This window comes from Rhizobium sp. N621 (assembly GCF_001664325.1).
GTDB classification, from domain to species: domain Bacteria; phylum Pseudomonadota; class Alphaproteobacteria; order Rhizobiales; family Rhizobiaceae; genus Rhizobium; species Rhizobium esperanzae.
In genome coordinates this window covers 346,346-365,259 of record NZ_CP013495.1, presented here as the reverse complement: position 1 = coordinate 365,259, position 18,914 = coordinate 346,346, and the positions used below count along the sequence as shown (strand labels likewise).

General features: G+C 61.9%; 22 protein-coding genes and 1 pseudogene. 16 read left to right on the top strand and 7 right to left on the bottom strand.

What is annotated here, in order from left to right:
- Positions 1–54: 54 nt before the first annotated feature.
- Both dut and AMK00_RS01830 read left to right on the top strand, forming a co-directional pair.
- Positions 55–525, top strand: coding sequence for a dUTP diphosphatase (gene dut, locus AMK00_RS01835; RefSeq protein WP_064809348.1), 471 nt, complete (start codon positions 55–57; stop codon positions 523–525).
- 59 nt (positions 526–584) lie between these two features.
- Positions 585–1,355 (top strand): hypothetical protein, encoded by a 771-nt coding sequence (locus AMK00_RS01830; protein WP_064811617.1) that lies wholly within the window; start codon positions 585–587, stop codon positions 1,353–1,355.
- 80 nt (positions 1,356–1,435) lie between these two features.
- Here AMK00_RS01830 and AMK00_RS01825 read toward each other — a convergent pair whose 3' ends face one another.
- Positions 1,436–1,900: an Lrp/AsnC family transcriptional regulator gene (locus AMK00_RS01825; protein WP_064800398.1), complete on the bottom strand. Its 465-nt coding sequence runs from the start codon at positions 1,898–1,900 to the stop codon at positions 1,436–1,438.
- Between the two features lie 111 nt (positions 1,901–2,011).
- Between AMK00_RS01825 and AMK00_RS01820 the strand changes: the two genes are divergently transcribed.
- The 4 genes from AMK00_RS01820 (at position 2,012) to AMK00_RS01805 (ending at position 5,437) form a co-directional block, all read left to right on the top strand.
- Positions 2,012–2,914: a DMT family transporter gene (locus tag AMK00_RS01820; protein WP_064809347.1), complete on the top strand. Its 903-nt coding sequence runs from the start codon at positions 2,012–2,014 to the stop codon at positions 2,912–2,914.
- 119 nt (positions 2,915–3,033) lie between these two features.
- Positions 3,034–3,651 (top strand): LysE family translocator, encoded by a 618-nt coding sequence (locus AMK00_RS01815; protein ID WP_064800396.1) that lies wholly within the window; start codon positions 3,034–3,036, stop codon positions 3,649–3,651.
- 146 nt (positions 3,652–3,797) lie between these two features.
- Positions 3,798–4,760 carry a cysteine synthase A gene (cysK, locus tag AMK00_RS01810; protein ID WP_064809346.1) on the top strand — a complete coding sequence of 321 codons (963 nt, stop codon included), beginning with the start codon at positions 3,798–3,800 and terminating at the stop codon, positions 4,758–4,760.
- Positions 4,761–4,975: 215 nt separating this feature from the next.
- Positions 4,976–5,437 carry a hypothetical protein gene (locus AMK00_RS01805; protein ID WP_237350423.1) on the top strand — a complete coding sequence of 154 codons (462 nt, stop codon included), beginning with the start codon at positions 4,976–4,978 and terminating at the stop codon, positions 5,435–5,437.
- Positions 5,438–5,655: 218 nt separating this feature from the next.
- Here the strand turns inward: AMK00_RS01805 and AMK00_RS01800 are convergent, their stop codons facing one another.
- From AMK00_RS01800 to rsmI, 5 genes are all read right to left on the bottom strand, one after another.
- The gene (locus tag AMK00_RS01800) at positions 5,656–7,188 is read right to left on the bottom strand and encodes a YifB family Mg chelatase-like AAA ATPase (protein ID WP_064809345.1); all 1,533 of its coding nucleotides are present in this window, start codon (positions 7,186–7,188) and stop codon (positions 5,656–5,658) included.
- 154 nt (positions 7,189–7,342) lie between these two features.
- A complete protein-coding gene (gene gshB, locus AMK00_RS01795) occupies positions 7,343–8,290 on the bottom strand; it encodes a glutathione synthase (protein ID WP_064809344.1) in 948 nt (315 codons plus the stop codon).
- A gap of 86 nt (positions 8,291–8,376) precedes the next feature.
- On the bottom strand, positions 8,377–8,880 hold the full coding sequence (locus AMK00_RS01790) for a cupin domain-containing protein (protein ID WP_064809343.1): 504 nt from the start codon (positions 8,878–8,880) through the stop codon (positions 8,377–8,379).
- Between the two features lie 119 nt (positions 8,881–8,999).
- Complete coding sequence (locus AMK00_RS01785; RefSeq protein ID WP_064809342.1) at positions 9,000–9,368, bottom strand: YraN family protein; 369 nt, start codon at positions 9,366–9,368, stop codon at positions 9,000–9,002.
- Positions 9,358–10,275: a 16S rRNA (cytidine(1402)-2'-O)-methyltransferase gene (rsmI, locus tag AMK00_RS01780; RefSeq protein WP_064809341.1), complete on the bottom strand. Its 918-nt coding sequence runs from the start codon at positions 10,273–10,275 to the stop codon at positions 9,358–9,360. Before rsmI ends, AMK00_RS01785 begins: the two co-directional genes overlap by 11 nt.
- A 259-nt stretch (positions 10,276–10,534) precedes the next feature.
- Here rsmI and dnaN point away from each other — a divergent pair, with 259 nt between their 5' ends.
- From dnaN to AMK00_RS30465, 9 genes and pseudogenes are all read left to right on the top strand, one after another.
- On the top strand, positions 10,535–11,653 hold the full coding sequence (dnaN, locus tag AMK00_RS01775) for a DNA polymerase III subunit beta (RefSeq protein ID WP_064809340.1): 1,119 nt from the start codon (positions 10,535–10,537) through the stop codon (positions 11,651–11,653).
- Between the two features lie 55 nt (positions 11,654–11,708).
- Positions 11,709–12,614 carry a DUF72 domain-containing protein gene (locus AMK00_RS01770; RefSeq protein WP_064809339.1) on the top strand — a complete coding sequence of 302 codons (906 nt, stop codon included), beginning with the start codon at positions 11,709–11,711 and terminating at the stop codon, positions 12,612–12,614.
- Positions 12,615–12,709: 95 nt separating this feature from the next.
- Positions 12,710–13,309: a phospholipid N-methyltransferase PmtA gene (gene pmtA / locus AMK00_RS01765; RefSeq protein ID WP_064809338.1), complete on the top strand. Its 600-nt coding sequence runs from the start codon at positions 12,710–12,712 to the stop codon at positions 13,307–13,309.
- Between the two features lies 1 nt (position 13,310).
- Positions 13,311–13,892, top strand: coding sequence for a histidine phosphatase family protein (locus AMK00_RS01760; RefSeq protein WP_064809337.1), 582 nt, complete (start codon positions 13,311–13,313; stop codon positions 13,890–13,892).
- A 6-nt stretch (positions 13,893–13,898) separates the two neighbouring features.
- Positions 13,899–14,606, top strand: a complete 708-nt coding sequence (pyrF, locus tag AMK00_RS01755; protein WP_064809336.1) for an orotidine-5'-phosphate decarboxylase — start codon at positions 13,899–13,901, stop codon at positions 14,604–14,606.
- 28 nt (positions 14,607–14,634) lie between these two features.
- On the top strand, positions 14,635–14,922 hold the full coding sequence (locus tag AMK00_RS01750) for a DUF1330 domain-containing protein (RefSeq protein ID WP_064800384.1): 288 nt from the start codon (positions 14,635–14,637) through the stop codon (positions 14,920–14,922).
- A 109-nt stretch (positions 14,923–15,031) separates the two neighbouring features.
- Positions 15,032–16,012: a complex I NDUFA9 subunit family protein gene (locus tag AMK00_RS01745; protein ID WP_064809335.1), complete on the top strand. Its 981-nt coding sequence runs from the start codon at positions 15,032–15,034 to the stop codon at positions 16,010–16,012.
- A 642-nt stretch (positions 16,013–16,654) separates the two neighbouring features.
- Positions 16,655–16,900: a type II toxin-antitoxin system VapB family antitoxin gene (locus AMK00_RS01740; protein ID WP_064809334.1), complete on the top strand. Its 246-nt coding sequence runs from the start codon at positions 16,655–16,657 to the stop codon at positions 16,898–16,900.
- Positions 16,901–16,944: 44 nt separating this feature from the next.
- Positions 16,945–17,043 (top strand): annotated as a pseudogene (locus AMK00_RS30465) (type II toxin-antitoxin system VapC family toxin); the annotation flags it as partial.
- A 118-nt stretch (positions 17,044–17,161) separates the two neighbouring features.
- On the opposite strand, the gene AMK00_RS01735 reads toward AMK00_RS30465, so the two are convergent.
- Positions 17,162–17,959: an undecaprenyl-diphosphate phosphatase gene (locus tag AMK00_RS01735; protein WP_064809333.1), complete on the bottom strand. Its 798-nt coding sequence runs from the start codon at positions 17,957–17,959 to the stop codon at positions 17,162–17,164.
- Positions 17,960–18,217: 258 nt separating this feature from the next.
- On the opposite strand from AMK00_RS01735, the gene AMK00_RS01730 reads away from it, so the two are divergent.
- A complete protein-coding gene (locus AMK00_RS01730) occupies positions 18,218–18,910 on the top strand; it encodes a glutathione S-transferase family protein (RefSeq protein ID WP_064800381.1) in 693 nt (230 codons plus the stop codon).
- Positions 18,911–18,914: the final 4 nt, after the last annotated feature.

Genomic DNA, 18,914 nt, shown 5'->3' with positions numbered 1-18,914 from the left:
TTAAAGCCCGGCTTTGCAATTGACCTCGGCGCTCGCGGCGCAAAGTAATGAGCCATGACCATTCATCCCGACCTCAGCCCGACGCTGAACCTCATCTGCCTGGCCAATGGCGAAGGCCTCGACCTGCCCGCCTATGAAAGCAAGGGAGCGGCCGGCATGGACCTGCGCGCCGCCGTCGATGCGGATGCGCCGCTGAAGCTGCTGCCCGGCAAGCGGGCGCTGGTGCCGACCGGCTTCATTTTCGAGATCCCCGAGGGTTTCGAAGGCCAGGTGCGACCGCGCTCCGGCCTTGCCTTCAAGCACGGCATCACCTGCCTCAACTCACCCGGCACCGTCGACAGCGACTATCGCGGCGAAGTGAAGGTGCTGCTCGCCAATCTCGGCGAAGAAGCCTTCGTCATCGAACGCGGCATGCGCATCGCCCAGATGGTAATTGCGCCGGTCACCCAGGCACGGGTGGCCGAAATCACAGCGGCAAGCGAAACCGCGCGGGGCGCCGGCGGCTTCGGCTCCACCGGTGTGTGATGACGGCTCGAACAGTGAAGCAACCGAACGATTGATGAGCAGCGTTTGTGGGGGCGCTCATGCTATTCAAGAGGGCGCCATGGGGCGTGGTTATGGGTCTAGCGGCAGCGCTGATTGGGGCGCCGGCGCTTGCGATCGATTCAACAAAGCTCCAGTCGATTCGCTCATCTTTATCTGCGGAACAGATCGTCGCATTTGCCATGGCGAAATCGACGGTGCCGATTCTCGACATCGACAAAACCATCGAGATGAACATCGTCCTCAATGCGAAAGGCATGCAGAAGAGCGATATTCAAGCGCTGCAGCTCGAGTTTTTGCGCGCGTTTTCTGCGGTCATGGCGTATGCGGACATTCGTATCAACTTTAACGCCAGTCAGTCGATAGATTATTCAGTCGGAACGCCATATGTCCCTTTCGGCGATCAGAACCGACTCTCAAATACCCAAACCGTCGATGTATTTGTTGATCGTGATGCGCTCAAGCTGGCGAAGTTGGGCCAAATAGCAGTTCATGATGTGGATACGCTTCGAAGCAAGCCGGACACGTTAGAATGCTACCATGAGCGCCGAAAAGGATACGCGGCTATCAACGTCGTCGTCGACCGTGATATCAACCCAGTAGGTTGCCTTTACGCAGTGGTAGTGCAATCGGTCGGACTTAGAGATCTTTTTGGCGGTGCTGCCGCGACTTTCACTCCGGGCAGAATCCCCGGCTTCCGGATCAACGCTGAAATGGCGGCGGCATATGCCATTCATGAATGCCGATCGCTCATCGATAAGAAAGATCAATATGAAAAATGCCTAAGAGAGGTTCTTGATGCCGACAAGTAAGGATCGCATCAAGCAACTCCTCCACATATTCTAGCTCGGGATCGTCACCGGTCGCGATTTTTAGAGCTTCCCGGCTGACCTTACCCTTTGCGCGAAAGCGGCGGCAGGCGTCGCTTAACGGGAGAGGCTTTAATCATCGCGGTGTTGGTCTCCGCGCGTTCGGCAACCCTGTCCAGGAGACCGTCAAGTTCCGCCATCGAGCGGATGACCAGGCGGGCGATAAAACAATCCTCGCCGGTCACCTTGTCGCATTCGACGATTTCGGGAATTTCCTGAATGAGCCGCTCGACGACATGCAGTTGCCCCGGCAGCGGACGCACGCGGACGATGGCCTGCAGGGGATAGCCGACGGCGGCAGGATCGAGATCGATGGTGAAGGCCTTGATAACGCCGCGCTCCTCCAGCCGGCGCAGACGCTCGGCAGCGCTCGGCGAGGAAAGCCCCACCTGCTGCGCCAGCTCCTTCAGCGAGATCCGGGCATTGCCGGCCAGCGCTTCGAGAATGGCCTGATCGATTTCGTCGAGCGGCGGGACGTCGTTAGGCATTAGCGTGATTTCCCCTATTATTATTAGGCCACAGCAGCGAAGTTCGTTTTTATCTTTATATAATTTTACCCATCACCGCAATATTATCACCTCAGCAAAACGGAGGCGATCATGAGCGGCGACATCAAAAGAGGCACGGCGGAAATGACGGCAGCGATGCTGATCTCGGGGACGATCGGCTGGTTCGTCGTCATGTCGGGCCAGCCGGTCAGCGGCGTGGTTTTCTGGCGCTGCCTGTTCGGCGCGCTCACCCTGCTTGTCATCTGCGGCGCTCTCGGGCTGCTGCGGCCAGGCATCCTCACGCTGCGCACCTTCGCCATCGCCGTGCTCGGCGGCATCGCCATCGTCATCAACTGGCTGCTGCTGTTTGCCTCCTATTCGCATGCGACGATCTCGATCGCCACCACCGTCTACAACACCCAGCCGTTCATGCTCCTGGTGCTCGGCGCGCTGTTTCTCGGCGAAAAGATCACCGCCGCCAAGCTGTTCTGGCTGACGCTCGCTTTTGCCGGCATGATAGCGATCGTCCAGGCAAAACCGGGCGGAAGCGGCGATACGTTCGAGAGCTACGGCCTCGGCATCCTGATGGCGCTGGGCGCGGCTTTCTTCTACGCGCTGGCAGCGCTTGCCGCGAAGTGGCTGAAGGGCACGCCGCCGCATCTGATCGCGCTGATCCAGGTCGCAACCGGCATGCTGATGCTGGCGCCGATGACGGATTTTTCGCAGTCCCCTCAGGATGCCGAAAGCTGGGCAATCCTCGTTTCCATCGGCGTCGTTCATACCGGACTGATGTATGTGCTGCTCTACGGCGCCATCCAGCGACTACCGACCCATCTGACCGGGGCCTTGTCCTTCCTCTATCCGATCGCCGCAATCCTCGTCGACCGGCTGGCCTTCGGCCACGCGCTGCAGCCGATGCAGATCGCAGGCGCCGCCATCATTCTTTTGGCTGCCGCCGGCATGAACCTCGGCTGGACACCGCGCTGGCTGCGGCCGCGGGCACTTCAAGGCTGACGACGGCGGGCAGGCACAAGGCCGGCAGGCATTTCTTCTGGTGATGGACCCATCAACGCCGGCGGATTGATTGGTACGGCTTGGCGGATATAAAACAGCTGGCAAGAGGGAGCCCACACATGAGCCTTGCCGCCTTGCTTGCCTATGCCGGAGCGCTGTTCATTGCAGCCGCCATTCCCGGGCCGGGGATTACCGCAATCGTCGCCCGCGCGCTCGGCTCGAATTTCCGCGAGACCTTCTTCATGGGGCTCGGCCTAGTGCTCGGCGACATGACTTATCTCACCGCAGTCATTCTCGGCCTTGCCTTCGTGGCACAGACTTTCACGGAAGTCTTCCTCATCATCAAGATCGCCGGCGCCCTCTATCTCGGCTACATCGCCTGGAAACTCTGGACGGCGGGGCTGCTGCCGCAGGACATCGCGGCGAAGAAATCCAGCAATATCGGCCTGTCCTTCCTTTCCGGTCTGCTGGTGACGCTCGGCAATCCGAAGACGATGCTGTTTTATGTCGCGCTGGCGCCGACGCTGATCGATATCGGCAATATCGGTTTGCGCGACTATGCGCTTCTCCTCGCCGTCACCTTCGTCGTGCTCATATCAGTGCTGGTGCCCTATATGCTGCTGGCCTCGCGGGCACGCACGATGCTGAAACAGCCGCGCGCCCTGCAGGCGCTGAACCGGGTTGCGGCCGGCATTCTGGCCGGCACGGCCGCCTTCATCGCCACGCGGGCGGCCTGAAATAAACATCCGCAAGGAAACGGTTTTCAAAGCTTATTTTCTCTCCCGTCCGCGCGCCGGAAGCGAACGCGCTCTGGCCTCCTGCGGCCTTTGACCCTATTCTCCTCCTCGATTTCAGGAACGAAATTTCAAAGGGAGAGCACACCATGTCGCACAAGCCCGGCCGCGGCCGCATCTATTCCTCGATCACCGAGACCATCGGCGACACGCCGCTCGTGCGCTTCGACAAGCTGGCGCGGGAAAAAGGCGTCGTGGCCAACCTGATCGGCAAGCTCGAATTCTTCAACCCAATCGCCTCGGTCAAGGACCGCATCGGCGTGGCGATGATCGAAAGCCTCGAAGCGCAGGGCAGGATCACCCCCGGCAAGTCCGTGCTGATCGAACCGACCTCCGGCAATACCGGCATCGCGCTCGCCTTTGCCGCCGCTGCCAAGGGCTATCGGTTGATCCTCACGATGCCCGAAACCATGTCGGTCGAGCGCCGTAAGATGCTGGCGCTGCTCGGCGCCGAGCTGGTGCTGACCGAAGGGGCCAAGGGCATGAAGGGCGCGATCGCCAAAGCGGAGGAACTGGCGGAGTCGCTGCCCGACGCCATCATTCCGCAACAGTTCGAAAATCCGGCCAATCCTGAAATCCACCGCAAGACGACGGCCGAGGAAATCTGGAACGACACCAACGGCACGGTCGACATCGTCGTCTCGGGCATCGGCACCGGCGGCACGATCACCGGCGTCGGTCAGGTGCTGAAAAGCCATAAGCCCGAAATCCAGATCATCGCCGTCGAGCCCGCCGATTCCCCCATTCTCTCCGGCGGCAATCCCGGTCCGCACAAGATCCAGGGCATCGGCGCGGGCTTCGCGCCGAAGATCCTCGACACCGGCATCTACGACGAGGTCGTCACCGTGACCAACGACGAAGCCTTCGAACAGGCGCGCCTGGTCGCCAGGCTGGAAGGCGTGCCGGTCGGCATCTCCTCGGGTGCGGCGCTGACGGCCGCCATCAAGGTCGGCAGCCGGCCGGAGAATGCGGGCAAGAACATCGTCATCATCATCCCGTCGTTTGCGGAGCGTTATTTGTCGACGGCGCTGTTTGAGGGGTTGGGGAGCTGAGGTAAGGCTTTATCTCCCGGTTTCCCATTCTTAATCCCCGCGGGAATATTGGGGGCGCTGCGGCGCCCCTAGCTCTTGCTGATGTGATCCGCTGGGATGAACTTAAAATTGGATAAAACTTGGGGCAAAGTCACGGTCTATACTGTTAAGCGGGGATTTGCGTTCATCCTTATCGGATCGATGAAAGCTAAGTGCACTGGTGTGAGAAGGAAAGAATGCTGAACGCGCAGGCGCGATTATTATGTACAGCGGTTTTGGTTCTATCGGCTATTGGTCTGCGGCAGACTGCGGCAATGGCGCCGTGTCCTAGCCAGAAAGAACTGCTTGCGAAGGCAGAGATCGTCGTGGAGGCGAGGGTCAGATCACTCTCCATCAGCCCTTCTGGTTTGATAACGACCGACAAAGATTTCCCAGGGCAGCTGGTAAGAGCAGAGTTGGAGATCAAGAAGGTCGTCAAAGGAAAGTTCGCTGCAAAGGAGGCGATAGTGTACGGCATCCCATTTCCTCCCGGGCCGTTCACTGAGTTGACTACCATGGCACTAATCTACGGGTACGAGGGCCATGACACATTCGAGTGGGAACTTTCGCAGGCCGACATGGACCATGGTATAGGGTGGTTCAGGATCAATGACTGCATCTATCACAAATTCCCCGAATTAGACGTCGGCCCCCGCTGACGAAGGTGACCCGCCCTGCATTACGCAGAGCTAGTTGCAGACGTTCGTCCCATCGAATTCGGTCTAGACCGAAATTTGTCGTTGATTGAAAGCATGGCTTGTTCCCGATGTCGCGCGAGCAGGGCATTGCTGTCATAGGCTTTATCGCCGAGCACCGGCCGTGCCCACCTGACCAACGAGAAGAGCAGGACGTCAGCGCGCCCGCGGTCCTCATCTCGCTATGCCGCCGCCGTCAACCTCTCCCCGGCAATCCTGTAGGAAATCGCTTCGGCGAGATGCAAACGGCCGACTGTCGGTTTGTCGTCGAGGTCGGCGAGGGTGCGGGCGACCTTGAGGACGCGGTGGTAGCCGCGGGCGGAGAATTTCATTTTTTCGGCGGCGTCGCGCAAGAGCTGCAAGCCGGCGGCGTCGGGTTCGGCGAGTTTTTCGATCATCGCGGTGGAGCAGCGGGCATTGGTGCCGATGCCCTTGGCGCCGGCGGCTTCGAAGCGCTCTTGCTGGAGTTCGCGGGCGCGGGCGACGCGGCGGGCGACGTCGGCGCTGGCCTCGGCCGCCATCGGCCGGATGAGGTCGGCGGCTGAGACGGCGGGCACGTCGATGCGGATATCGATGCGGTCCATCAGCGGCCCGGAGATGCGGGTCTGGTAATCGCTCATGCAGCGCGGGCCGCGGGCGCAGGTGTGGCCGGGCTCACCGGCCATGCCGCAGCGGCAGGGGTTCATCGCCGCGATCAGCTGGAATTTCGCCGGATAGGAGACGCGGTGATTGGCGCGGGCAATGACGCATTCACCGCCTTCGAGCGGCTGGCGCAGCGCATCGAGCGCCTGCGGCGTGAATTCGGGAAACTCGTCGAGGAACAGCACGCCGTGATGGGCAAGCGAGGCTTCGCCCGGCCGGGCGCGTATACCGCCGCCGACAAGCGCGGCCATGGTGGCGGAATGATGCGGAGTGCGGAAGGGCCGGCGATCGGAAAGCTTGCCGCCGGTGAGCTGGCCGGCGATCGAGTGAACCATCGACACTTCAAGCAGTTCGGCGGGCGAAAGCGGCGGCAAGATCGAGGGCAGCCTTGCCGCCAACATCGACTTGCCGGAACCGGGAGGCCCGACCATCAAGAGGTTGTGACCGCCGGCTGCCGCCACTTCGAGGGCGCGCTTGGCGCTTTCCTGGCCCTTGATCTCGGCGAGATCCGGCAGGTTGGCCGCATTGGCGCGGATCGACGGCTCCGGCCGGGAGAGCACCTGCGTGCCGCGGAAATGATTGGCAAGGGCAATCAGGCTGCGGGGTGCGAGAATATCGACCTCGGCGCCGGCCCAGGCGGCTTCGGCGCCGCTTTCGGCCGGGCAGATCAGCCCCTTGCCGAGCGCATTGGCGCCGATGGCGGCCGGCAGCGCGCCTGCGATTGCGGCGATCGTGCCGTCGAGATTGAGTTCGCCGACGACGACATAATCCGAGAGCGCATCGGCAGGAATGGCGCCGAGGGCAGCCATCAGGGCCAGCGCGATCGGCAGATCGAAATGCGAGCCTTCCTTCGGCAGATCGGCCGGCGCCAGGTTGACGGTCACCCGTTTGCCCGGCAGCGCCAGGCCGGAAGCATGAAGGGCGGCCTGCACGCGCTCGCGGCTTTCGGCCACGGCCTTGTCGGGCAGGCCGACGATCTGCATGCCGACCTTACCAGGCGCGATCATGACCTGAACCTCGACCGGCACGCCTTCGATGCCCTGGAATGCTACCGTACTGACACGCGCGACCATATGCCCACCCTTGTCCCGCAAACTCTTAGAGACCGCCCCGTGGCCGTTGAAAGCCAGCGGTTGCAATCTGGCACGGACGCAGGACTAAAACAAGAACAATAAAAGAACGCAGGCAGATAATCAGCGGTGGACGCGGTTGTACCCGATCGCAGCCTCAGCCGCGCTTGCGCTCGATCGCGTCCCAGAGCAGGGCCGCAATATCGGCGCCACCGAACTTCCGGACCTCGCGGATGCCTGTGGGCGAAGTGACGTTGATCTCGGTCATGTAATCGCCGATCACGTCGATGCCGACGAGCAGGAAGCCACGTTCCCTGAGCGCCGGGCCGATGCGCTCGCAGATTTCCTTTTCGCGCGGCGTCAGTTCGGTCGCCTCAGCACGGCCGCCGACATGCATGTTGGAGCGGCTGTCATGCTCGGCCGGCACGCGATTGATGGCGCCGGCAAACTCGCCGTCGACGAGGATGATGCGCTTGTCGCCCTTGCGCACGTCGGGCAGATATTGCTGGGCGATGAAGGGCTCGCGGAAAAGCTGGCCGAACATTTCCAAGAGCGAAGAGAGATTGCGGTCGTCGCGGGTGGAATGGAAGACGCCGGCGCCGCCATTGCCGTAGAGCGGCTTCAGGATGATGTCGCCCATCTCGTCGCGGAAGCGGCGGATTTCGGCGGGATCCTTGGTGATCAGCGTCTTCGGCATCAGGTCGGAGAATTCGGTGACGAAGATCTTCTCCGGCGAATTGCGCACCCAGGCCGGATCGTTGACGACGAGCGTCTTCGGGTGGATGCGCTCGAGCAGATGCGTCGAGGTGATATAGGCCATGTCGAAGGGCGGATCCTGGCGCAGCAGCACCACATCCATGGTCGAGAGATCGACGCGCTCGGGCGCGCCAAGCTCGAAGTGATCACCCTTGACGTCGCGCAGCACCATCGGCTCGACGCTGGCAAAGAGCTTGCCATCGCGGAAGCTCAGGCGCTCGGGGGTGTAATGGAAGAGCCTGTAGCCGCGCGATTGCGCTTCCAGGCTCATGGCGAAGGTGGAGTCACCTGCGATATTGATGCCGGCGACATGATCCATCTGGACCGCTACATTGGTGATCTTGGCCATTTCCGTCCCTCGCTGAATGCCGGACAGATGTAGGTCGGCCCGGCATCAAACGCAACGGTCATCGAAGGTATGCGGCGGTCGCAATTTTAAGCGGCGATGCCCTGGCTGCCGCCGTTGCGCAGCATGTTGCGCAGCCGGTAGGCGATTGCCAAAGGCTTCGGGAAAGGCTTGCGCAGGAAGGCGACCTTGCGGACGTAAGTGTCGACCCGCCAGCTCGCCCAGGTTCCACCTGCGAAAAAGGCGACGTCGCCGGTGCACAGGGTCCGTTCCGTGCCATCCTCGGCGGTGATGTGGACCTCGCCTTCGAGGATCATCACGGTCTCGTCCCAGCCGAAATACCAGCGGAATTCGCCCGCCGTGCAGTCCCAGATCGCCGTCAGCGACGCCTCGTCCTGGCCGCGCGAATGTTCGGCGGTGCGGGCTTCAGGATTGCCGCTGATGATCCAGTCGGGATTGATCGGCGTCGATTTCAGCGGCAGGTGGTCGCTCGCATGCGCGACGAAGGATTTCCCGGCCGGCTTCAGCGCGATATAAGGCACCGAGCGCGCAGCCATGCCGACCGCACTTGCAAGCATCATCTTCCAGGCCATGCAACAACCCCCGATTCTTAATCCCTACCGCGGTGGTGGGTAGCAGAGAGAGGTAAGGAGCTCGTTCAACGCGGGACTAAAATTTTAACAATCCGGCAACTCGACAGCGCCGCAAGTCCTCAGAAGGCGTCGGGAAAGTGCCGCGGCAGCCGACCGGGCATGACCGCGACGATGTCGTAGCGCTGGGAAAGGCGAGCTTGATCCGCCTGACGGGCAAGCCAGAGATCGCTTGCCGCCCGGATCCGCTTCTGAGCGCCGATGGAGACGGCGTCGATGGCCGCAGCCTCGCCATGGCGGGCCTTGACCTCGACGAAGACGGCGAGATCGCCCTTGCGGGCGACGATATCGATCTCGCCGAGCCTGGTGCGGTGGCGCAGCGCCAGGATGCGGTAGCCCTTCAGCATCAAGAAGGCGGCGGCGATATATTCCGACATGCGGCCGCGGCGCAGCGCTTTCCGTTTGGTGGCGGTGAGGTCTTTATCGCCCATTGCCGCTCTTCATCTCCAGCAGGCGCTGGTAGAGCGCCTTGCGCGGCAGGCCGGTGAGACGGGCGGCCTCGGTCGCTGCCTTTGCCGTCGGCATCGACATCGACAGGTCCGCAAGCACGGCGTCGACATCGGCCTCGGACGTTTCGGCCGGCTGCGGCGGACCGACGACGAGGACGATCTCGCCCCTGACATTTTCCACCTGCTGGTAGTGGGCGGCAAGTTCGGCCAGCGTGCCGCGGCGGAATTCTTCATAGGTCTTGGTCAATTCGCGGCAGACGCAAGCCGTCCGAGCCGGGCCGAGCACATCGGCGGCGGCAAGAAGCGTCGCACCGATGCGATGGGGCGATTCAAAAAAGATCAGCGTCGCCGGGGCTGCAGCCAGTTCGCCGAGACGATCGCGGCGGGCCTTGTCCTTGGCCGGCAGAAAGCCGGCAAAGAGGAAGGCGTCGTTCGGCAGGCCGGAACCGACCAGGGCAGCGAGTGGCGCCGAGGCGCCTGGAATGGGAATGACGCGGTAACCGGCGGCAATTGCCTGCCGGGCCAGCCGGTAGCCGGGATCGGAGACGAGCGGCGTGCCGGCATCGGACACCAGCGCCACCGAGCGGCCGGCTTCCAGCGCCTGGATGAGCCGCGGACCGGCTTCGTCGGCATTGTGCTCGTGGTAGGCGAAGGGACGGTTCTGGATGCCGTAGCGGTCGAGCAGAACGCGGGTGACACGCGTATCCTCGCAGGCGAGCACGTCGGCGCCGGCCAGCGTCTCCAGTGCGCGCAGCGTGATGTCGCCGAGATTGCCGATGGGGGTCGCGACCAGATAGAGCGCCGGTTCCAGCGGCCGCGCCGGCACCGCCATGTTGTGCAGGCGGAAGCTTCGCCGGCCGGCGTCCTCCGCTGTGGTTTGCTCGTTCATGCCATTTGCCTTCGTCCCGACGGCCCTTCGCCCCTCATCGGGCCTTTATGGGCGAGCGGCGCCGCTTCGGCAAGGGTTGGGATTTCTGTGAGGATTGCTCCGGAAAACCTGAAATGCGGGGGCTCAGCCGTCCATGCCTCTTGCCATCCAATGCTGAAGTCTGCCATTTTGCCCGTCCACTCCCCCGACCTAAATCGGGAAAGCATTCTTCGGGCCTTCGATGCGCCCGGGCAGTCACGGTCGAAAGCGGTAGCATCCCATGCGTATTACTATTGAGCGGTCAAACCTTCTGAAATCGCTGAACCACGTCCACCGTGTGGTCGAACGTCGCAACACGATCCCGATCCTGTCCAACGTACTGCTCAAGGCCGATGGCCAGAACCTCGACATGAAGGCGACCGACCTCGACCTCGAAATCACCGAGGCGACGCCGGCAAGCGTCGAACAAGCAGGCGCCACCACCGTTCCCGCCCACCTTCTCTACGATATCGTGCGCAAGCTTTCCGATGGCGCCGAAGTGCTGCTGGCGACCAGCACCGACGGCGGCTCGATGACCGTCCAGTCCGGCCGCTCGAAATTCTCGCTGCAGTGCCTGCCGGAATCCGATTTCCCGGATCTGACCGCCGGCACCTTCACGCATTCCTTCAAACTGAAGGCGACCGATCTGAAGATGCTGATCGACCGCACCCAGTTCGCGATCTCGACGGAAGAGACGCGTTATTATCTGAACGGCATCTTCTTCCACACGATCGAGAGCAATGGTGAGCTGAAGCTCAGGGCGGTCGCGACCGACGGCCACCGGCTGGCCCGCGCCGATGTCGACGCGCCGTCGGGCTCCGAGGGCATGCCCGGCATCATCATTCCACGCAAGACGGTCGGGGAACTGCAGAAGCTGGTCGACAATCCGGAAGCGATCGTCACCGTCGAAGTTTCAGACGCCAAGATCCGCATGACGATCGGCTCGATCGTCATGACTTCGAAATTGATCGACGGCACCTTCCCCGATTACCAGCGTGTCATCCCCACCGGCAACGACAAGGAAATGCGCGTCGATTGCACGACCTTCGCCCAGGCCGTCGACCGCGTCTCGACGATCTCCTCCGAGCGCGGACGCGCCGTGAAGCTGGCGCTTTCCGAAGGGCAGCTGATGCTGACCGTCAACAATCCGGATTCCGGCAGCGCTACGGAAGAAGTCGCCGTCGGCTACGACACGGATGCGATGGAAATCGGCTTCAATGCCAAATATCTGCTCGACATCACCGCGCAGCTTTCCGGCGAGGAAGCGATCTTCCTGCTGGCCGATGCCGGCTCGCCGACGCTGATCCGCGACACCGCCGGTGATGACGCGCTCTACGTCTTGATGCCGATGCGCGTCTGACGGAACGAAGGCGGCCGCTTCCGGTTTTCCTCCTGTCAAACAGGAGGATTCCAGGATGAAAAAGACGGGAGCGGTGCGCATCGGCATTTCCGGCTGGACCTATGCGCCCTGGCGCGGGCAATTCTATCCGGAAGGCCTGCCGCAGAAGCAGGAGCTTTCCTACGCCGCCCGTCACTTCCGTTCGATCGAGATCAACGGCACCTTCTACGGATTGCAGAAGCCCGAAAGCTTCGGCCGCTGGCGGGACGAAACGCCTGATGATTTCGTCTTTGCGGTCAAGGGACCGCGCTTCCTCACCCATGTGCGGCGACTGAAGGAGATCGAGGCGCCGCTTGCCAATTTCTTCGCCTCGGGCCTGCTCAGGCTCGGCCCCAAGCTCGGGCCGATCCTCTGGCAATTTCCGGCCAACATGGTCTTCGATCCGGATCGTTTCGAAAATTTCCTGTCGTTGCTGCCGCATGATCACGATGCGGCGATCACGCTTGCCAAGCGGCATGACAATCGCCTCAAACAGGCCTGGCTCAAAAGCGACGGACACCAGCCGATCCGCCATGCGTTCGAAATCCGTAACGACAGCTTCCGCTCAGCCGAGTTCATCGAGATGCTCCGGCGGCACAAGGCGGCGCTGGTCTGCGCCGATACGGTGAAATGGCCGCTGCTGATGGATATCACTGCCGACTTCATCTATTGCCGCCTGCATGGATCCGAACAGCTCTATGTCAGCGGCTATGAAGACGAAGCGCTCGATCTGTGGGCCGAGCGCATCCGCGCCTGGGCACAGGGCGGAGAACCAGAGAATGCGACGCGGATAGTTGCACCGCTGCCGGCGAGAGCCAAGGGTCGCGACGTCTATCTTTATTTCGACAACACCGATAAGAAACTTCGCGCCCCTGTCGACGCCGGCCATTTGAGCGAAAGACTTGCAGACCTCATGCCTCATTCCCAGCGAAAGGCCGCATGAGCTGTTGATGCCGATGTCCTCGTTGCGAAAATCCTTGTCCCGGGAGCGACAAGCAGCATATTAAGGCAGTCGATCAACGTGCGGATGGGTGGAGAATGCGCTTACGGGTCAAGGTGAAGGAACACCTCGGGAAGAGATTTGATGAGGAAATCCGCTTCTTCCGGGGCATGATGCAGGGGCCGAAGACGGTGGGCTCGATCGTGCCGACCTCTTCGATTACGGCCAAGCGCATGGCCAGCGTCATCGATATGCATTCGGGGCTGCCGGTGCTGGAACTCGGCCCGGGCACGGGGGCCATCACCAAGGCCATCCTCGGCCGCGGCGTGAAACCGGAAAATCTCGTGGCAATCGAATATTCGACGGATTTCCACCAGCATCTGCTGCGAACCTATCCCGGCGTGCACTTCATCAACGGCGATGCCTTCGATCTCAAGACCACGCTCGGCGACTACGGCGACCGGACGTTCGATTGCGTCATCTCCTGCATTCCGCTCTTGAATTTTCCAATGGCGATGCGCGTCTCGCTGCTCGAAAGCCTGCTCGACCGCCTGCCTGCCGGCCGGCCTGTGGTGCAGATTTCCTACGGCGCGATTTCGCCGATCGCCGCCAATCCCGATCGTTATCACATACAGCACTTCGACTTCGTCATGCGCAACATCCCGCCGGCGCAGCTGTGGATCTACCGGCGCGGTTGAGATGTTCGGACTTTATATCACCCACCCGCAAGTCAAGATCGATGCGAATGTTCCCGTGCCGAAATGGGGCCTTTCCGATGTCGGCGCCGCGCGCGCCCGCAGGGCTGCCGAGAGCGACTGGACCAAACGGCTGACGCGCATCGTCTCCAGCGACGAGACGAAGGCGATCGAAACAGCCGAAATCCTGGCGGCAGCCTCCGGCATCAGCGTCGAGCTCGTCCATGGCATGCACGAGAACGACCGTTCGGCCACCGGTTTCCTGCCGCCGCCGCAATTCGAAGAGGCGGCCAACTGGTTCTTTGCCAATCCGGAACAAAGCTTCAAAGGTTGGGAGCGCGCCGTCGACGCGCAGGCCCGCATTGTCGCGGCAGTCAAGGCCGTTCTCGCCACGCATGATCCGGCCGCACCGATCGCCTTCGTCGGCCATGGCGGCGTCGGCACGCTGCTCAAATGCCATCTGGCGGGCCGGCCGATCGCCCGCGACCGCGACCAACCGGCCGGCGGCGGCAATCTCTATGCTTTCGGCCTTGCGGATCTCGGCCTAACATGCGACTGGACGCCCATCGAAGACTGGCGGGGGTGACTTCACATGGACGCACGCGAGCGGCTGATCGTCGGCCTGGATGTTCCAACGATCGGCGAGGCGGAAAGATTGGTTTCCACGCTCGGCGACGATATTCTCTTTTATAAGATCGGCTATCAGCTGGTCTTTGCCGGCGGTCTCGAATTCGCCCGCGACCTTGCCGCCAGCGGCAAGAAGATCTTTCTCGACATGAAGCTGCTCGACATCGACAACACAGTCGCGTCAGGCGTCGAGAATATCGCCAAGATGGGCATGTCGATGCTGACGCTGCATGCCTATCCGAAGGCGATGAGAGCGGCAGTGGCGGCGGCGGCCGGCTCCGGCCTCTGCCTGCTCGGCGTCACCGTGCTGACCTCGATGGATGCCGAGGACCTTGCCGAGGCCGGCTATAGCCAGGACCCGCACAGCCTGGTGCTCAGCCGCGCCGGGCAGGCCCGCGCCGCCGGCATGGGCGGTATCGTCTGCTCGGCGGCGGAGGCGGCCGAAGTGCGGGAGATCGTCGGTCCCGACATGGCGATCGTCACACCCGGCATTCGCCCGACCGGCAGCGACAAGGGCGACCAGAAGCGGGTGATGACGCCTTTCGACGCGCTCAAAGCAGGATCAACCCATCTCGTCGTCGGCCGGCCGATCGTCAAGGCGCCCGATCCGAAAGAAGCGGCCCGCGCCCTCCTTAACGAGATGGTGAGCGCGCTCTGGCCGGCAAACCGCTGACTTCAAAAGAGCAAAAAGGGAGAAGATCATGGCCAAGGCATATTGGATCGCCCGCGTCGACGTTCGTGACGCCGAGCGCTACAAGGATTACGTGGCTGCGGCCAAACCGGCCTTCGAAAAATACGGCGCGAATTTCCTGGCGCGCGGCGGCGCCATCACCGAGCTCGAGGGCAAGGCGCGCGCCCGCAACGTCGTGATCGAATTCCCGTCGATGCAGCATGCGGTCGACTGCTACAACTCGCCGGAATACCAGATCGCCGCGAAAATCCGCCAGGAAGTGGCGGATGCGGAAATGGTGGTCGTCGAAGGCGTCTGAGTCCCTTCGCATCCGCAAAACTCGCAGCGCGATAGGCCTTCCCGTCGCGCCGGGATTCGGCTAAGAGGAGCCGATACAGCATCCCGCACAGCCTTTCGAGGAGCCTGCCATGACCCTTGCCAACCTGCCGCCGCTCGTCACCGTGTTCGGAGGCTCCGGCTTCGTGGGCAGGCACGTGGTGCGGGCGCTCGCCAAGCGCGGCTACCGCATCCGCGTCGCCGTGCGCCGGCCCGATCTCGCCGGCTTCCTGCAGCCGCTCGGCAATGTCGGCCAGATTTCCTTCGTGCAGGCGAACCTGCGCTATCGCAATTCGATCGACCGTGCCGTCGAGGGCGCCAGCCACGTCATCAACTGCGTCGGCATCCTGCACCAGACCGGCCGCAACACTTTCGACGCGGTGCAGGAATTCGGCGGACGTGCCGTTGCCGAAGCGGCGCGCAATGCCGGCGCGACCCTCACCCATATTTCGGCGATCGGCGCCCACGCCGATTCCGATTCGGGTTATGGCCGCACCAAAGGCCGCGCGGAAGCGGCCATTCTCTCCATCAAGCCCGATGCGGTGATCTTTCGTCCGTCGATCGTCTTCGGACCGGAGGACAGCTTTTTCAACAAGTTTGCCGACATGGCCCGTATGTCGCCTGTCCTGCCGCTGGTCGGCGGCGGCAAGACGAAATTCCAGCCCGTTTATGTCGAGGACGTCGCCGAGGCGGTCGCCCGCGCCGTCGACGGCAAGGTTGCCGGCGGCAAGATCTATGAACTCGGCGGACCCGAGGTGTTGAGCTTCCGCGAATGTCTCGAGATGATGCTGAAGGTGACGAGCCGCAAGAACCCGCTGGTGTCCCTGCCCTTCGGTCTGGCTTCGCTGATCGGCAGCATCGCCTCGCTGATCCCCTTCGTGACACCGCCGATCACGCCGGACCAGGTGCGCCTGCTCAAGCGCGACAACGTCGTATCCCCAGAAGCCGAGGCGGAAGGCCGCACATTGAAGGGCCTCGGCATTACGCCGACCATGCCGGCATCGGTGCTCGGCTCCTACCTCGTGCAGTACCGTCCGCACGGCCAGTATACCGGCTCCGGCAAGGCCGCCTGACCATCTTTCCCGAGGAACGATAACGCCGTCCGCCGGTCCTGCGGGCGGCGTTTTGCTTTGCCGCAGCACCTTAACCGTTGCGGCGTCCTGAACGGTGTGCGACGCCGCCATGCCGGCGCAAGCTCGGCCTATTTCCTGCCGGCTATAGCGAGCAGCGTTGCATAAAAGGCGCAGCGGAAATTTTGTGGAATTAACACCAAATTTAGCAGGAACGTTTATTGCTATTTGTCATTCCACTGACTACCAAACCCCGCGTCTTCCAACGGACTCAATGTCTGCGAAGGCGTGCGGCAATCACTGTGAAAGGCATTTCTCGATGGGCAAGTCAATCGCGCTCCTTTTTGCGTGTGCGGCGCTGATTATCATGGCAGGTTCCTTCGTTGCGCCCGGTTCGGTCGCGGCGGTCAAGGGCGACTGCTCGCCGGCCTACGGCGTCGATCCTTGCTCGACGGCTTCGATCAGCCACTGACGACCGGGCGTCTTGCCAGACGCGCAAAAGACGCTCCAACACTCCGAAAATTGCGCATCGACCTGCGAAAATCGAAGCCGGTTTTCGAGCCGATGTGGTAGGTCATTGCAAAACCGTCTCTTGTAATACGCTTTCAATAGCTGTGGTCGGAAGGCTTTTGAGAGGTTGAAAAGATGTTGCAGGTGCCACAAGAGACCGAACGCCTTGCGCGGCTAGTCGCCGACCGTACGGGGCGAAGCGCCGAAGACGTCGTTCGCATCGCGATCAAGCGTGAAGCCATCACCTTCGGAGTGCTCGACAAGCCGAAGCACCGGATCACAGTGGAAGAGATGCTCGCCTTCGGGGAGAGGATTGCAGCCATGCCCGTGCTCGATCCGCGCAGCCCGCAAGAGATCATCGACGACTTGAACGCAGTATGATCGTCATCGACACGTCTGCGCTGATCGCCATCTTCGAGAAAGAAGCCGATTGTGCCGCCTACGCGCTGGCGAAGAGCCTATCTCTGCCCCTCCTCTTCAAGGGCGACGACTTCGCCCATACGGACATCGAACCATGGCATTGATCGCATGGATGTCGCCCCGTGATCAAACGGCACCGGCAGCTTCGCAGGATCAGCAGCCGCGATAGGTGCATCGCATCCGCGCCGGGAGTTGCGCGAATGCGTTGCGGGTGGGGATGCCTCAGGCGATCAGGCCAGTCGCGGCCATGCCGAGCAGCAAGACGCCGAGAATGATGCGGTAGATGGCAAACAGCGTGAAGCGGTTGCTTCTGATATAGGCGAGCAGCCATTTGACGGCGATGAAAGCGACGATCGTGGAGACCACGAAGGCGATGGCGAGCGCCGTCCAGTCTTCACCTGCCGCGCCGCCGTCCTTGAAGGTCTTCAGCAATTCATAGCCACTCGCGGCGTACATTGTGGGGATGCCGACGAGAAAGGCAAATTCGGTCGCCGCGGCGCGATTGCCGGTGCCGGCCAACAGGGCGACGAAAATCGTGGCGCCGGAGCGTGACGTACCCGGAAAGACGCCGGCAACGATCTGGGCGATGCCGACCAGGATGGCGACAAGCCAGGTGATCTGCTTATGCGGCGGCCGGCGCGCGGCCGCCCATTCGGCAAAGATCATCCAGATGCCGCCGATGATGAGCGCCCAGGCGATCGGCGTCGCGGTCTCGGGAAGTTCAAAGCCGAGCTTCTTGACGACGAGCCCGAGGACTGCGGTGATGAGAAATGCGACGATCAGTTTGGCGGCATAGTCCCTATTCTCAGGTTCGCGCCAGCCGAGCACCAGATCCAGCAGGCGGCGCCAGTAGATGATGGTGACGGCAAGGATGGCGCCCGCCTGAATGACGATGTTGAACATGTCCGACCGGTGGCCGAGCCATTGCTCTGCAATGATGAGATGGCCGGTGCTGGAGATCGGCAGAAACTCGGTGATCCCCTCGATGACACCGAGAATGGCGGCATTGATATAGTCCATAAATTGTCTCCGGTTTAAAGGTCGTTCGGACCGAGCATCTCCTGCAGGAAATGCTCAGAGCTGCGTCTGAGCCGATCAGGCAGCCGTTATCCTCATAGGCAAGACGTGTGTTTTGTCCCTTGTCAGATGGCGTGAAAGCCGATTCGCTTGTATTGGCCGGGCCAAGCTCCTATAGCTTCAACCAATGAGTCATGACTAAGGCGCTATAAACGAGCTGCCACACAGTCCTGTAACAGCAATCATAAAGCCCGAGTATCGATGCCCACGCTTTATCATCATCCCATGTCCTCCGCATCTCGCTTCGTCCGGCTGATCCTGGCGGAATACGGCTATCAGACGGATCTGATCGAAGAGCAGACATGGGAGAAGCGCCGGGATTTCCTGGCGCTCAATCCGGCCGGTACGTTGCCGGTCTATGTCGACGACAGCATGCGTGCGCTTTGTGGCGCGAGCGTCATTTCCGAATATCTCGACGAGACGCACGGGGTCTTGAAGCGCGACCGGCGGCTGCTCGCCGAGGATCCTTTCCAGCGGGCGGAAATCCGTCGGCTGACCGAATGGTTCATGCAGAAAATGGAAAACGACGTGACGAAGCCGCTCGCACGTGAGCGTGTCTACAAGTTGCAGATGACATCAGATCAGGGTGGCGGAGCGCCGGATTCGAAGATTTTGCGCACGGCCCGCGCGAATATCCGCCAGCATATGCGTTATCTCACCTGGCTTGCCGGCTCGCGCCAATGGCTGGCGGGGGAGCGAATGAGCTATGCGGATCTTGCCGCCGCCGCCTCGGTGTCGATCCTCGATTATCTCGGCGAGATCGAGTGGGCCGAAGCCCCCGTCGTGAAGGAGTGGTATCAGCGGCTGAAGTCCCGCCCGTCTTTCCGGCCGATGCTGACCGAGCGCGTGCGCGGCCTGACCCCCGTTTCACACTATGCCGATCTGGATTTCTGACGAG